Genomic DNA, 15,753 nt, shown 5'->3' with positions numbered 1-15,753 from the left:
TAGAACATATAAAAGAGTTTTTTATGGTTTGTGACTAATTATATAAACTGCACGTAACGGAATTTATTTTCGGTAGGTGTGCTGCGGCCGGCGTCCGGGATCGCTCCGGGCGGAGTATTCTGACGGAGCGAATTTAAGCTCTCATCTTCCATTAGAACAAGGAAAACGGTCACGATAGAAAATTATTCACTACGTCGCATTTTCTATCAAATTTATGAAAAACATCTGATTCCAAAACACTTGTTATTATGCAGTATTTGGTCTTCCTATTCATCTAACAAATTGCTTGTCCAGACTCCTGTATTTAGTAATCATAAAACAAGCGCCCTTTCTGGGTGATTTCACCGGTCAAGGGCGCTTATCTTTACTAAAATAATTGATAAATATAAAATATAATACCTACTGTCACAAGAGCGGGCAACAAATTACCGATGCGAATGTTCGTCAATTTTAACAAGTTCAGACCAATTGCAACAATCATTAGTCCGCCTACCGCTGTAAGTTCGACAATAAACCCATCAAGGAAATCCTTTGGCAGCCAATTTTCAATTTGTGTGGCTAACAAGGCCACCAAACCTTCATAAAGAACAACCGGAATCACCGAAAAGATGACACCAAATCCCAGCGTTGTAGTTAACACAAGGGCCGTAAATCCATCAATCACTCCCTTTGTGATTAATATCTCATGGTCCCCTCGTAACCCGCTATCTAAAGCGCCAAGGATCGACATTGCACCGATTCCAAAAATAAGAGATGCCGTAACAAAACCCTGGGCAACACTAAAATTGTCTCCCTTTGTTCTAAATTTACTGCCAATCCATTCCCCAAGCTGATTCAACCATTCTTCAATATGCAGCCACTCCCCGATCAGTGCCCCACTTAACAGACTTACTAACAAAATAACAATAACATCTGCCTGGAAGGCCATCTGCAGGCCAATTAGTATCACAACAAGTCCAATTGCTTGCATAACAGTTTCTTTATAACGTTCTGGTATCTTGGTGAAAAACACTCCAATTAAACTGCCGACAATAATGCATATACCATTTACGATCGTGCCGAATAGTGCCATTAGCCCATCTCCATTATCTCGTTAAAATTCATCATCATAAGCTGCCGCGATTTCGGTTATTGCTTGAAGGAATTCCTGTACTTCTCCCTCCGAATTACAAAAACCAAGACTGGCTCGCACAATTCCTTGGTCGGTTGTTTCCAGCATTTCATGGGTCAATGGACTGCAATGTAATCCAGCTCGTACTGCAATATCGTAATGGGAGTCAAGAATGGTAGCTACCTCTTGTGAATCTACATCCATGATATTAAAGGCGACTATCGGCATTCTGGCTTCCACTTCCGACGGACCATAGCATTTTACACCAGAAATATGCTGAAGCCCGCGATATAATTGATTTGCTAATAATGTTTCACGTGGAACATTATCTGTTTTTCTTTGTTCGTAAGTTGTAAACGCAGCATAGAGACCAGCAATGCCAGGGGTGTTTAGCGTACCACTTTCCAGCCGCTCCGGCCATTGATCCGGTTGATTCGGATTGTCTGAAAAACCGCCTGTCCCGCCGTGATGAATTGGTTCCAATTCAACACCCTTTTTGACAAGCAGCATTCCCGTTCCTTGTGGCCCAAGCAACCCTTTATGGCCTGGAAAGGCTAACATATCAATACCTGTTTGCTGCATATTTATCGGCAAATGCCCAGCTGTTTGCGAAGCATCCACCAGTGTTAAAATTCCATTCGTTTTAGCGGTGTCCATAATATCCTGAAGCGGGATTACCGAACCAGTCACATTCGAGGCATGTGTCATGGCAATTAACGTCGTAGCAGGCTGGATCGCTTGCTGAACATCTTTAACAAACGCTGTACTGCTTCCTTTCCATGGTATATAGGTAACAGACACACCAAACGTTTTCTTTATGTATTCCAGCGGCCTGCGAATCGAATTGTGTTCAAACGATGTGGCAATCACATGATCACCTTCTTTCCAAGGCAATCCCTTTATTGCCTGGTTCAATGCTAAAGTTGCATTATAATAAAAAAGGGCCCGTTTTGGATCCTGTAAGCCAAATAGTGCTGCTGCTTTTTCTCTTGTCTGATTAATAATCTCAGATGCTTTGCGGGCAAGCCTATGGCCCCCTCTCCCGGGATTTGCACTATAGTTTTCCATTACATCTACCATGGCGTTGACCACTTCTGGCGGTTTTGGAAATGATGATGCTGCCTGGTCAAAGTATATCATACAGGAGACCTCCTTATTTGTGAATGTTAACAAGCGCCATCTTTTTGATAGAAAAAAAGACTGACAGGAATCTGAACGTCAGTCTTTATTAATCCTATTTTATCTCCATTGATTCCATAATTCGTTCTAAATCCTCGTCGGAATAAAATTCAATTTCGATCTTTCCTTTTCGTTTTCCCCGCTGAATCGTGACAGGAGTACCAAAACGATCGCGTAAAACAGACTCATGCTCTTTTAGAAAAATATCCTTTTTTGGTTTTTCCTTTTTCCGTTCCGGTTTTTTATTTAGTTGAATAATAAGCTGCTCAACTTGCCGAACGTTTAGCTTTTCCTTGCGAATTTTATTAACAAACGGGATAAGTTTGGTTCGATCCTTTATTCCTAAGAGTGCCCGTCCGTGCCCCATGGATAGTTCACCATTATTAATGTACGCAATAACCTGATCCGGTAAGGAGAGTAAACGGACAATGTTGGCAATATGTGATCTGCTTTTGCCAAGCCGTTGGGATAAGACTTCCTGAGTAATATGCAGTTCATTCATTAAATTAGCGTATGCGTGTGCTTCTTCAATTGGTGTTAGGTCTTCACGCTGCAGGTTTTCCAATAATGCAAGCTCCATCATCTTCTCATCGGTTAATTCCTTGACGATGACCGGAATTGTTTTCAGACCCGCTTCTTTCGCTGCCCTAAATCGTCGCTCCCCGACAACAATTTCATAACCTTTAATACTTTCACGAACAATTAATGGCTGAATAATTCCATATTGAAGAATGGACTCTTTCAATTCTTCAATAGCATCTGCATGAAATGTTTTTCTGGGCTGGTACGGATTTGGCCTGCATTCTGTAATAGCGATTTCTTGAATGTTAGCTTTATCCTCCTCTTCTACCCCGGGGAAAAGCGCATTAATTCCTTTACCTAACCCTCTCGCCATTATTCATCACTTCCTTCGCTAATTCAAGATATACTTCGGCACCTCTTGACTTCGGGTCATACGTAATAATCGGCTGACCATGACTTGGGGCTTCCCCTAAACGAACATTTCGTGGAATAACTGCATTGTACACCTTATCCTGAAAATATTTTTTCACTTCTTCAATAACCTGAATTCCCAAGTTAGTCCGGGCATCAAGCATGGTTAAGAGAACTCCTTCGATCATCAAATGCTTATTCAAATGTTTCTGAACTAAACGAATGGTATTCAATAATTGGCTAAGGCCTTCTAACGCATAATATTCGCATTGGACAGGAATTAAAACTGTATCGGATGATGTTAATGCATTGATTGTCAGCAGTCCTAATGATGGTGGACAGTCAATAATGATATAGTCATAGGTCTCTTTCAAGCTATCCAGTGCTTTTTTTAAGCGGATTTCACGTGATATGGTTGGGACTAATTCAATTTCTGCTCCTGCCAGTTGAATGGTGGCTGGTATAATATCCAAGTTGTCAACATTGGTCGGAACACATACATCTTCGGCAGGTAAATCCTCTACAAGTACATTGTATACACATTTATCCATGTCTGCTTTGTTAATACCCACCCCACTTGTAGCATTTCCTTGTGGGTCAATATCAACAAGTAATACCTTTTTATTCATATACGCCAGACAAGCACTTAAATTAACTGATGATGTTGTTTTTCCAACACCACCTTTTTGATTTGCTATGGCGATTGTTTTACCCATGTTGTCACCTACCTAAAAACTCTATACATAGTATTTTATCATTTTTTTAATAGAAAGAACTACCTTTTAGAAAAAAAACAGGTAAAATCTCTATTTAATAGCAACCAAATAAGGAGCGAACAATCTAATAGTTGGCGCATATCAACCGGCTTCGAAAATATACTTCGCTTTCCGCGGGCGGCTGAGGGAGCCCTCAGGCCAACACGATGTTAGTCATGAAGGCGTTGCGACAGGACGTCACGCTCTTAGTCTTCCATATCCTTACTTGTGACTTCTGCGGGGTCTCACCTAAGCCTTTCCTCCCGTAGAAGTCTACGTATATTTTCTACGCTAAAATATTGCATTGTTCGTCTTTTAACATGTAAAAACTACCCATCAAAGATAGGTAGTTTCGTTTCATTATCATTAACTTTACTTATTCTTAGGGATTTTAATAGTGATCTGATAATATTCATCCAGGTCTTTTTCATCTGTTTCCACATCAATACCCGTGTCAGAGACCATCGTTAACGACTGCCGAATCGTATTCATTGCGATACGTATATCTTTATTAACACCTTTTAATTTTGGGCGTTTTTTCTTTTTTTCTTCTGTTTCCTCGCTTAACTTTATGATACGTTCTTCTGTTTGTTTGACATTGAGATCCTTGCCCAAAATTTCCTGAAGCAGCTTTTCTTGCTTTTCAAGGTCTTTCAGCTTTATTAAAGCCCGCGCGTGCCGTTCAGTAATCGTCTTTTCCATTAGCGCCATTTGGACGCTCTCTGGCAATTTTAATAATCGGAGTTTATTTGCAATAGTCGATTGATTTTTTCCTAACCGTTGGGCTAACGCCTCTTGGGTTAAACCATGAAGATCTAATAGTTTAGCATATGCTGTCGCCTCTTCAATGACTGTCAATTCCTCCCGTTGCAGGTTTTCAATTAATGCAACCGAGGCTGTTTCTGCATCCGTCATTTCTCGAACAATTACTGGCGCCTGTTCCCATTCCAGTACTTGAATAGCACGCCATCTCCGCTCCCCGGCAATTAGTTCATACGACTCCTCGCCTACCTTTCGAACAACAATAGGCTGAATCATCCCGTGGGTATGTATAGTTTGCGCTAGTTCTTTTATTTTCTCCTCATCAAACACAGCTCTTGGCTGAAAGCGGTTCGGCTCTATACTTCGAACAGGAATCTGAATGACCTCATCCGAGCGATATGACGCTTCTTCCGCCTCCGGATCTGACTTTTCACCCAATCCAAAAATGCGGTTAAAAGGCTGCAACATGATCAGACACCACCTTTACTTTAAGTGAAACTTCATTCAGGGGGGTTCGACGCACAGGACGACATGCTAGTGCAGGCATTGTCACAGGACGTGACGCGTTTAGTCCATCCTTTCTCCCCTACTGAATGTGTATACGGACCATACGACATGGATACATAGAAGTGCCACATGGTATGGTGTGGTTCGTCTATGTTTATCATTGCTTTTTACTCAAATATAAATAATAACGATAAAATACAAATTGTTTCACGTGAAACATCATCCTAAAAACAAGTAAAAATATAATAGCAAAAAATATGATACTAGAATCTACCATGTCTCACAACGATATCTTTCCATCTATTGATATATCGTACATGCCCTTGCCCCTATTCTACCACAGATAGAACGATAAAAGTATGGCATAACAAAAAATAAATTACCGATCACCACTGGTTAGGAAAGTGGTTTTTTATTTGGAACGCCTGGTTTTCTGGGATATTTAGAAGGCGTGTGGCGTTCTTTATGAATGACAACAATCGACCGTTCACTTTCTTCTTCTGGTAACTCAAACGTATATACGCGTGGAGCTCCTCCACCTAATAGTTTTAGCGCAGCCTGGGAATCCTTTAGTTCTTCACTGGCTTGGGCACCTTTCATTGCCAGAAACGCTCCATCCTTTTTACATAACGGCAAGCATAGTTCACTTAAAACAGACAATCTAGCTACAGCACGGGCCATAACAATATCGAATTGCTCCCTAAAAGCAGGGTTCTTCCCAACATTTTCTGCACGATCATGGTGAAATGTAACATTCGTTAAGTCAAGTTCCGATGCCAAATGGTCAAGAAAATTAATTCGCTTGTTTAAGGAATCAACGATCGTCACCTGTAAATCCGGAAAACATATTTTGAGCGGGATGCTTGGGAATCCAGCACCAGCACCCACATCACAAATATGCTGTTCATTGGTAAAATCGTGGTAAAAAGCAGCTGAAATAGAATCATAAAAATGCTTTAAATACACATCTTTTTCCATCGTCAATGCTGTTAGATTAACTTTTTCATTCCATTCAATTAACGTTTTAAAATAGATGGAGAATTGCTCTATTTGACGGTCATTGAGTTCAATTCCCTTCTGTTGCAGTTCATTAACAAATTGCTCTGGATTCATGACACTACGTCTCCTTATTGTTAGTTCGCCACTCGTGCGATCTTCCCTTGTTCAATATAAATTAGCAAAATCGATACATCGGACGGGTTTACCCCGGAAATCCGTGATGCCTGACCAACAGATAATGGTCGTACTTTCTTTAATTTTTGTCTTGCCTCCGTTGCAATACCACTGACATCATCATAATCCAGATTATCGGGGATCTTCTTATCCTCCATTTTCAACATACGTTCAACCTGCTCATTAGCCTTTTTAATATAGCCTTCATACATGATCTGGATTTCTACCTGCTCTTTCACAATCGCTGGTAAGGTATCATCTCGCTCTATCACACGTTCAAGCAGTGCATAGGTCATCTCTGGACGCTTTAATAAATCTGACGCCGGTACCGCTTCTTTTAATGGTGTTGCATTTACTTCCTTCAATAGCTCCTGTACATTTTCTTGTGGTTTAACTATTATTTTTCGCAAACGAGCCTTTTCCTGCTCCACTAACCGATTTTTTTCCAAATAGTTTTGATACCGTTCTTCGGTAATTAGTCCAAGCTGGTAACCTACCTCTGTTAATCGTAAATCCGCATTATCATGGCGCAGTAATAAACGATATTCCGCCCGGGAAGTCAACAAACGATATGGTTCTTTCGTTCCCTTCGTTACCAAATCATCAATTAATACACCAATATATGCCTGGGAACGGTCCAAAATCAATGGGTCCTTCCCTACTACTTTAGCAGCTGCATTAATTCCAGCCATCATCCCTTGAGCAGCAGCTTCTTCATAGCCGGATGTACCATTAATTTGACCAGCCGTAAATAGTCCCGGGATTTTCTTTGTCTCCATAGTTGGCCAAAGCTGAGTCGGAACAATCGCATCGTATTCGATCGCATATCCTGCTCGCATAATTTCTGCATTTTCCAGCCCTGGAACGGAGTGTACCATTTCATGCTGCACCGATTCTGGTAAAGAAGTTGATAATCCTTGGACATATACTTCTTCTGTTTCCCGTCCTTCTGGCTCTAAAAATACCTGATGGCGCGGTTTATCGTTAAAACGAACAATTTTATCCTCAATCGATGGACAATACCGTGGACCCGTTCCACGTTTGGCACCGGAGTACATAGCAGATAAACTTAAGTTATCGTTAATAACCTGATGCGTAAATTCATTCGTGTATGTTAACCAGCAAGGAATCTGATCCGTAATGTATTCCGTCGTCTCATAGGAAAACCCTTGTGCTTTTACATCACCAGGTTGGATTTCCGTTTTGGAATAGTCGATCGTATGACTATTCACCCGTGGTGGTGTTCCGGTTTTAAATCGAGTAAGTTCAAAACCGAGTTCCTCTAAATGCTCTGACAATTTAATCGATGGACGCTGGTTATTCGGGCCACTTTCATATTCCAGATCACCCATCAATACTTTTCCACGCATGAAGGTTCCGGTAGTAATAATAACTGTATCCGCATGATAAGCAGCTTTCGTTTCCGTAATGACCCCTTTACACACGCCATCTTCTATAATTAATTGATCTACCATTCCTTGACGAAGCGTCAGATTTTTTTCGTTTTCCAATGTCTGTTTCATTTCCCGGATATATAATGGCTTATCCGCTTGTGCACGTAATGCCCGTACAGCAGGACCTTTTCCAGTATTTAACATTCGCATTTGGATATAGGTCTTGTCAATTACCTTTGCCATTACTCCGCCAAGTGCATCAATTTCCCGAACGACAATCCCCTTTGCTGGTCCCCCAAGCGAAGGGTTGCATGGCATAAACGCCACCATATCTAAGTTAAGGGACAGCATTAATGTCTTGGCACCCATTCTGGCAGCGGCAACACCTGCTTCACAGCCGGCATGGCCTGCACCGATGACAACAACATCATAATGTCCAGCATCATATACCATATGATTCATCCTTTCCTATATATCAACTAAAGTATCCGTTATCGAATACTTAACTTTTAAATAACCGTCTGCTCCAGCGCCCAGCGGCTAGTCGGGCGCTCTTAGCCTTTGAATCCTATTTTCCTAAACAGAATTGCGAAAATAACTGATCAATTAAACTGTCACTCGCTGTATCGCCGATTATTTCTCCTAACAATTCCCATGTTCGTGTGACATCAATTTGCACAATATCTAATGGCATCGCTATTTCCAGACTGTTTATGGCATCTTCCAATGCCTGATTTGCTTCTTTTAGCAGCTGAATATGTCGAACATTGGAGACGTACGTCAAATCACCGGTATCTATATCTCCTGCAAAAAACGTTTGCGCAATGGCAGTCTCCAGTTCATCAATTCCAGCTTCATTGACCAATGATGTAGTAATGATCGTGTTCCCCTCTGCAAGCGTATGGAGCTGATCCAGATCAAGCTTCTTCGGCAAATCGGTTTTATTGATAATAACAATATACTCCAAACCCTCCACCGCTTCAAATAGCTGTTTATCTTCTGCGGTCAGTTCCTCATTATAATTCAGTACAAATAAAATAAGATCGGATTCCTTCAGTACCTTTCGTGACCGTTCTACCCCAATTTTTTCGACAATATCCTCTGTCTCCCGAATTCCTGCTGTATCGACCAGCTTCAACGGCACTCCACGTACATTGACATATTCTTCAATAATATCACGTGTTGTTCCAGCAACTTCGGTGACGATGGCTTTATTTTCCTGGACAAGGGCATTCATTAATGATGACTTGCCAACATTCGGACGTCCAATGATAGCAGTTGCCAGTCCCTCACGCAGGATTTTTCCTTGCCTGGCAACTTCTAATAGCTGGTCAATTTCATCATGCACCTGGCGTGTTTTCTCACGCATCACCTGATGGGACATTTCCTCGACATCATCATATTCAGGATAATCGATATTTACTTCCACATGGGCAACTGTTTCCAGCAATTCTTGGCGTAAACGCTGAATCAAGCCTGATAATCGTCCATCCATTTGTTTTAATGCTACCGACATGGCTTTATCGGTCTTAGCTCGGATGAGATCCATCACTGCTTCCGCCTGAGATAAATCAATCCTGCCATTTAAAAAAGCGCGTTTTGTAAATTCCCCAGGTTCCGCTAAACGAGCCCCTTTATTCAGGATAATTTCCAGCACCCGATTTACCGAAACCATTCCACCATGACAATTGATTTCTACCACATCTTCTTTGGTAAATGTCTTCGGTGCACGCATTACGGAAGTCATAACTTCTTCTGCAATGGCCCCTGTTTCTGGATCAATGATTTTTCCATAATGAATCGTATGGGAGGGAACCTGTCGCAAATCTTTCCCACGAAATAATCCACTTGTTATTTCAACCGCTTTCGGTCCACTCAATCGAACAATTGCAATCGCACCTTCACCAATCGGCGTCGAAATGGCTGTAATTGTATCTGTTTCCATTCTTTTCACCTCCATTACTCCATCTATTATCTATAGCAATTAAATTAATTTTAAGGTCACTAACTTAACAGAATATCATAATTTCCTGGAAAAATAAACTTATCCACAGCAAAAACATATTCGTTTTTTGTTTGTCAATTATCCACATGTGTATAATTATTTTTCCCATGAACTCGTCTATACACACCCTTACTTTATCTAAATAAGGATAAAGTGAAACTTCATTCAGTGGGGGTTTCCCTTTCTCCTCCACTGAATGTTAGTTGAACAGAATCGGACCTTTATGCGCAGTTGACCCCCACTTATCTTTTTTAGTTTTACCTCAAAATCTTGAAGTGGGGGTCTTACTGCCCGTTAAGGTGGGATAAAAAAGACTGGAACATAGCGGAAACCTTCTATTCTAAGAACGAACATTTACAGGAGATTGAGACTTTAGAATGTAATTTTTTTAAGAAGGATGGAATACACAGTTGATGGATATTGCGACGTAGTGAATATTGTCTAACATGACTCTCGTTCTATTGGAAGAGGTGTGCTAACGCCGCCGTCCGGGATCGCTCCGGGTGGATGCTTTCCGTGGGCACGGCCTCAGTTCCTTGCCCCTTCATAGGGGTATGCCGACGTTGGCCGCAAAGGCCGTTCTTAGTCGGCCTTCCTTAATAACCGCTGTGGGGTCTTCGGACACGTGCTGTTCTCAGCAGGAATCAACTACCCTTCGATTCAATGCTCCAATTATTAAATAGTTAAGCGATGAGCGCATATAATTATAGGTGGCACCAACCCTAGCGAAGGAAATACACGGAGACTCTTGTGGGACAAGTGGCCAGCGTGAGACCCCGCAGTGCGTCACAAGCAAGGATGGAAGGCTAAGTGCACGACGTCCTGTCGTAACGCCTTCATGACCAACATCATGTTGGCCCGAGGATCACGGGTCACCCACGGAAAGCGTAGTGTATTTCCGTAGCGGTAAGATAACTACTGTCCAAAGTTACGTCGCAATATATGCATATTTGGTACTTAAAAAACTTAGTTACAATGAAATATCTCAATACTAATGTTCTAAACGCTGCTAATACACAAAAAATCCGAACGAATCCAAATTCCAATGGAGGAAATTTGGATCATCGTTCGGATGTCTCTATGACGAACACACTTTGTTCCAGTCTCTTTTTAATTCTATTTAGGATGGCTTAATAACAATATGACGATGCGGTTCTACACCATCAGAATACGTGGAAATACCGCTATTGTTTTGCAATGCACTGTGGATGACTTTACGTTCAAACGCAGGCATCGGTTCTAAGGCAACTTTTTTATGCAAACGCTGCGCTTTATCCGCCATTTTTTCTGCTAACGCTTGTAATGTTTCCCTTCTCCTTGCACGGTAACCTTCTGCATCAACGGTTACTGTATAAAATTGCTCACCATCTTTATTTAAAGCAAGGTGAACCAAGTATTGCAGCGCATTTAAGGTTTGTCCGCGTTTGCCAATCAACATGGCAATCTTTTCGCCCGTTAACTGGTAGTATACATGGTTACCTTCAACAGTTGTCGTAACCTTAATAGATACATTCATTTGTTCCGTAACTTCATGAAGATACTGCTCAACTAATTCTATCTTGTTCTGTTTAACAGTTACTTTCACAACTGCACGTTTCGATCCGAAGACACCAAGAAGCCCCTTTTTTCCTTCATCAATAACTTCAACCTCGACATGGTCCCTTGTGGTGTTTAACTGCTCTAATGCTGACTGGACCGCTTGCTCAACTGTTTGTCCACTAGCAGTTATTTCTCTCACTTTTTGTCTCCTCCATTACTAGTATTCATCATCGGTTTACGGATAAATATAGTCTGTGCCACCATGAAGCAGTTACCAACTACCCAATATAACGCTAATGCGGATGGGAAGAAAATAGCAAATACCGTAATCATAATCGGCATCATATAGAGCATGACCATCATTTGCGGGTTTTGTCCAGCAGGATTGCCTGCCATCATTAACTTTTGCTGTAAAAACGTTGCGCCACCAGCAATTATCGGCAAAATAAAAAACGGATCGGGTGAACCAAGCTCAAACCACAAAAATTGGTGTGATTGCATCTCTTCTGTACGTCTAATCGCATGGTAAATTGCAATTAAAATCGGCATTTGAATAAAAATTGGCAAACATCCAGCAAGTGGATTCACCCCATGCTTTTGAAACAATGCCATCGTTTCCTGCTGCAGCTTTTGTTGCGTGTTGGCATCTTTGGAACTGTACTTCTTTTGCAGTTCCTTTAACTGCGGTTGAACATCCTGCATCGCTTTCGAACTTTTTAATTGTTTCACGTTCAGTGGTAATAATATCATGCGTATAATAATCGTTACAATAATAATTGCCAACCCATAGTTACCCCCGAATAAGTCGGCAAAATAAGTAATAAGCCATGACATGGGATAAACAAAATATTTATTCCAAAATCCGGTACTCTCTGCTGTAATCGGTTCATTAATTTCGGTACAACCAGAAAGCAGTGCCAGCAAACCAACCAGGCTCACAAGCAGCAATATTTTTTTACGCACCCTGTTTCCTCCTAACTCTCATGCTATAGCCTTTTAAAAAAGGTATAGCCAAAGACAAGCGTATGTATAGATAGCCTATTCATTAGTTTATCATTAAATTAGTATAAAACTCTATATAAAACAAGTCTTCATTTCATATTTTTTAAAAGATGTTCCTTCATTAATAAATGCAGCAAACTCTTTTTTATTTGATGAAAGTGCATTTCTTTTGTTGGCCGTCTCGCAATAATCACGATGTCATATTCTGGCCGTATATTAGCCTCTAATTCATGAAATGCCTGTCTTAAGTATCGTTTAATTTGATTTCTTGTGACTGCATTGCCAATCTTTTTCCCCACCGATAGACCAACTCGAAAATGGTGCTGATCCGGTTTTCGTAAAAAATAAATAACAAGCTGCCGATTGGCAAACGATTTCCCCTTTTTAAAGACATGCTGAAATTCTTTGTTCGCTTTTATTCGAAATTCCTTCTTCATACGTCAATCACCTTTATAAAATGCATAAGCTTGCGACATAAGGAATCAAAGGGCGCCCATTAACAAGGACACCCGCCATCCTCTTATATAATACTGCTTTTGCCTAAATATCTTAAACGGAAAAAAGACCACTGACGCTTTCAGTGGCCTATGCAGATAATACTTTTCTTCCTTTACGACGGCGACGAGCCAAAACCTTACGTCCATTTTTTGTGCTCATGCGTGTGCGAAATCCGTGAACCTTTTTACGTTTACGATTATTCGGTTGAAACGTTCTTTTCATCTATCATGCACCTCCCAGGGGAAATAAAATATTAGAAAACTTGGCATTCGCAAGCATTTTGGTAAATGCCTTAGTTGCACTTATGCAGAAGGAAAGAATTATTATACTTCCTTCCTGCCATCTTTAAACTAATCCTTCAGACAGTCTAACTAATTATACGTAATACAAGCACCATCTGTCAAGATACAAAACATTCTCCAAACCTTATCTTCCTCCTCGTCATTTTTTCACATTGAGTCAATTTCATAAGTACTTTCTTTTATTTGTAATTCAAACAATAAAACATATTATCGCTTTCATGTTCGTTAAATGCACAACATTGTTGATTGGAACGAAAGGTGGCAACTCCTGCGGGAAAAGCATGAGCCTTGAGACCCCGCAGTGAGCGTAGCGAATGAGGAGGCTCAAGCCATACCCGTGGAAAGCGTCCGCCTGTAGTGGAAATCAACGGGGCTAGCACATATTCGAGTTGTTCAGAATTTCATACTGCTTTTGATTATGAAATTGACTCACATAACATCCTTATTCACAAAAATCTTTCCCATTCTTTTTAATCAAATTTTTTATCCACAGTACATTGTTGTTCCTTTTTCGACATATTTTTCTATCCACAGCAGATATCGACAAGAAATTAACAAAATATAGTGGTGTGGATAACAACTATCTACAACGTATAGTTTTTGTGGATAACTGTCGAAAAACCGTTGCACATTACGATTTTATTTGGTATTATATTTGTGTTTTAGTATGTGGAAAAAGTTTAATTGATTTTTGTTTATCCACAAGTTGTGAATAACCTGTGGATAGTTGTACACATTTATGTTAGTCTTTTATCAACAAGTTAGTGGATATTGTTCATAAGTTTTGTTACAACTTATCTATAAACCAGTCGGCTGTCCACAGATCAGAAAGCAATCATTTTTGATGCAAGATGTTGAGATGAAACCAAAAAATAAGTGGAAATCAGCTGTTTGACAAAGGTTCCATTCCGTTCTCAGCCTGCACACAATACATGCATGAGAACGCAGCTTTTGTTTCTCTATTCAGTGGATAAGAAAAGGCAAGCTAAAACGTTACGCCCTGTTCGTCGAAATCTCCACTTAATGAAATATCACCTTATAGATGCCTTTCCATCTTTAGTATTTACTAAAAAGATTGAGAGAGGCTTTTTTTATCATGATGTCCTGAAAGGAGTGAAAATCGATTTGGAAAACATTGATGAACTATGGATGGCTACATTAGAAGTAATTGAGGAACAAATTAGTAAACCTAGTTATGAAACCTGGTTGAAAAACACGAAAGCATATTCGCTCCATGACAACACACTTACGATTTCAGCTTTAAATGAATTTTCCAAGGATTGGCTGGAAAGCAAATATACCAATTTAATTTCCAATGCTTTATATGAAATTACCGGATCACAATTTCAGGTTAAGTTTGTTATTCCTGAAATAAATACCAACTCAAGTGAATCAAAACCAGCACCAAAACCAACTGCAAATACAAATTCCCAAGGCCAACAAGTTTCAAAAACGATGCTCAATCCGAACTATGTTTTTGACACATTTGTCATCGGATCTGGAAACCGTTTTGCTCATGCTGCATCCCTGGCAGTTGCGGAACAGCCAGCAAATGCCTATAACCCGCTGTTTATTTACGGTGGGGTTGGACTTGGCAAAACACATTTGATGCATGCCATTGGCCATTATGTCCGGGAACATAACCAAAAAGCAAACGTCGTTTATATTACTTCGGAGAAATTTACGAATGAATTTATTAATGCCATTATGGACAATAAATCAAATAATTTTCGTAATAAATACCGAAATGTCGATGTTTTACTGATCGATGATATTCAATTTATTGCTGGAAAAGAATCAACACAGGAGGAATTTTTCCATACGTTTAATGCATTGCATGAAGAAAATAAACAAATCATTATCTCTAGCGATCGGCCACCTAAAGAAATACCGACACTGGAGGATCGCTTGCGTTCGCGCTTTGAATGGGGTCTCATAACGGATATTACCCCACCTGATTTAGAAACGAGAATTGCTATCTTAAGCAAGAAAGCTAAAGCGGAAGGTCTTGACATACCGAGTGAAGTCATGAATTACATCGCCAATCAAATTGATACTAACATCCGGGAGTTAGAGGGTGCATTAATACGTGTCGTTGCTTACTCATCACTGGTAAACCATGATATTGATGCCTCCCTTGCTGCGGACGCCTTAAAAGATATTATCCCAAGCAGCAAGCCAAAAGTCATCACCATTGATAAAATTCAACAGGTTGTAGGTGAGAAGTATAATGTCAAATTAGAGGATTTTGCAGCGAAGAAACGAACTAAATCGATTGCCTTTCCTCGACAAATTGCGATGTATTTAGCACGCGAATTAACCGATTTCTCCTTGCCTAAAATTGGTGATGAATTTGGCGGCCGTGATCATACAACCGTCATTCATGCGCATGAAAAAATAGTTAAGTTACTCGAAAATGATACCTTGCTGGATCGAGAAATTGAGCAAATCAAAGAACAACTGAAATCATTTTAGAATTATATACACATGTGAATAATGTGAACAGCAGAACATATTTATTAACAGTTTATCCACATGTGTATAACAGCGTTTTAAAACTCAAAAATGTACTTATCCACATAATCACAGGACC

General features: G+C 40.3%; 13 protein-coding genes. 1 reads left to right on the top strand and 12 read right to left on the bottom strand.

The window, feature by feature from the left end; translation table 11 throughout:
- Window positions 1–367 precede the first annotated feature (367 nt).
- From WMZ97_RS00555 to rpmH, 12 genes are all read right to left on the bottom strand, one after another.
- Window positions 368–1,072 carry a DUF554 domain-containing protein gene (locus WMZ97_RS00555; RefSeq protein ID WP_343270099.1) on the bottom strand — a complete coding sequence of 235 codons (705 nt, stop codon included), beginning with the start codon at window positions 1,070–1,072 and terminating at the stop codon, window positions 368–370.
- Between the two features lie 21 nt (window positions 1,073–1,093).
- Window positions 1,094–2,251: an aminotransferase class V-fold PLP-dependent enzyme gene (locus tag WMZ97_RS00550; protein ID WP_343270098.1), complete on the bottom strand. Its 1,158-nt coding sequence runs from the start codon at window positions 2,249–2,251 to the stop codon at window positions 1,094–1,096.
- Window positions 2,252–2,345: 94 nt separating this feature from the next.
- Window positions 2,346–3,185, bottom strand: coding sequence for a ParB/RepB/Spo0J family partition protein (locus WMZ97_RS00545; protein WP_343270097.1), 840 nt, complete (start codon window positions 3,183–3,185; stop codon window positions 2,346–2,348).
- The gene (locus tag WMZ97_RS00540; RefSeq protein ID WP_343270096.1) at window positions 3,166–3,939 is read right to left on the bottom strand and encodes a ParA family protein; all 774 of its coding nucleotides are present in this window, start codon (window positions 3,937–3,939) and stop codon (window positions 3,166–3,168) included. The genes WMZ97_RS00545 and WMZ97_RS00540 overlap by 20 nt, the downstream gene beginning before the upstream one ends.
- 411 nt (window positions 3,940–4,350) lie before the next feature.
- Window positions 4,351–5,208: a nucleoid occlusion protein gene (noc, locus tag WMZ97_RS00535; RefSeq protein ID WP_343270095.1), complete on the bottom strand. Its 858-nt coding sequence runs from the start codon at window positions 5,206–5,208 to the stop codon at window positions 4,351–4,353.
- A 435-nt stretch (window positions 5,209–5,643) separates the two neighbouring features.
- The gene (gene rsmG, locus WMZ97_RS00530) at window positions 5,644–6,360 is read right to left on the bottom strand and encodes a 16S rRNA (guanine(527)-N(7))-methyltransferase RsmG (RefSeq protein WP_343270094.1); all 717 of its coding nucleotides are present in this window, start codon (window positions 6,358–6,360) and stop codon (window positions 5,644–5,646) included.
- Between the two features lie 20 nt (window positions 6,361–6,380).
- Window positions 6,381–8,267, bottom strand: a complete 1,887-nt coding sequence (gene mnmG / locus WMZ97_RS00525; protein ID WP_343270093.1) for a tRNA uridine-5-carboxymethylaminomethyl(34) synthesis enzyme MnmG — start codon at window positions 8,265–8,267, stop codon at window positions 6,381–6,383.
- Between the two features lie 115 nt (window positions 8,268–8,382).
- Window positions 8,383–9,759, bottom strand: a complete 1,377-nt coding sequence (gene mnmE, locus WMZ97_RS00520) for a tRNA uridine-5-carboxymethylaminomethyl(34) synthesis GTPase MnmE (RefSeq protein WP_343270092.1) — start codon at window positions 9,757–9,759, stop codon at window positions 8,383–8,385.
- Window positions 9,760–10,939: 1,180 nt separating this feature from the next.
- Window positions 10,940–11,557: an RNA-binding cell elongation regulator Jag/EloR gene (gene jag, locus WMZ97_RS00515; RefSeq protein ID WP_343270091.1), complete on the bottom strand. Its 618-nt coding sequence runs from the start codon at window positions 11,555–11,557 to the stop codon at window positions 10,940–10,942.
- A complete protein-coding gene (gene spoIIIJ, locus WMZ97_RS00510) occupies window positions 11,554–12,321 on the bottom strand; it encodes a YidC family membrane integrase SpoIIIJ (RefSeq protein WP_343270090.1) in 768 nt (255 codons plus the stop codon). Before spoIIIJ ends, jag begins: the two co-directional genes overlap by 4 nt.
- A gap of 128 nt (window positions 12,322–12,449) precedes the next feature.
- On the bottom strand, window positions 12,450–12,797 hold the full coding sequence (gene rnpA, locus WMZ97_RS00505; protein WP_343270089.1) for a ribonuclease P protein component: 348 nt from the start codon (window positions 12,795–12,797) through the stop codon (window positions 12,450–12,452).
- 148 nt (window positions 12,798–12,945) lie between these two features.
- On the bottom strand, window positions 12,946–13,080 hold the full coding sequence (gene rpmH / locus WMZ97_RS00500) for a 50S ribosomal protein L34 (protein WP_019377820.1): 135 nt from the start codon (window positions 13,078–13,080) through the stop codon (window positions 12,946–12,948).
- 1,205 nt (window positions 13,081–14,285) lie between these two features.
- Here rpmH and dnaA point away from each other — a divergent pair.
- On the top strand, window positions 14,286–15,635 hold the full coding sequence (dnaA, locus tag WMZ97_RS00495; protein ID WP_343270088.1) for a chromosomal replication initiator protein DnaA: 1,350 nt from the start codon (window positions 14,286–14,288) through the stop codon (window positions 15,633–15,635).
- The last annotated feature ends 118 nt before the right edge of the window (window positions 15,636–15,753 follow it).

It is taken from the genome of Lentibacillus songyuanensis (assembly GCF_039548255.1).
Taxonomy (GTDB): Bacteria; Bacillota; Bacilli; order Bacillales; family Amphibacillaceae; genus Lentibacillus_C; species Lentibacillus_C songyuanensis.
The sequence above is the reverse complement of the archived record's forward strand: the minus strand, read 5'-3'. Positions and strand labels throughout refer to the sequence as shown.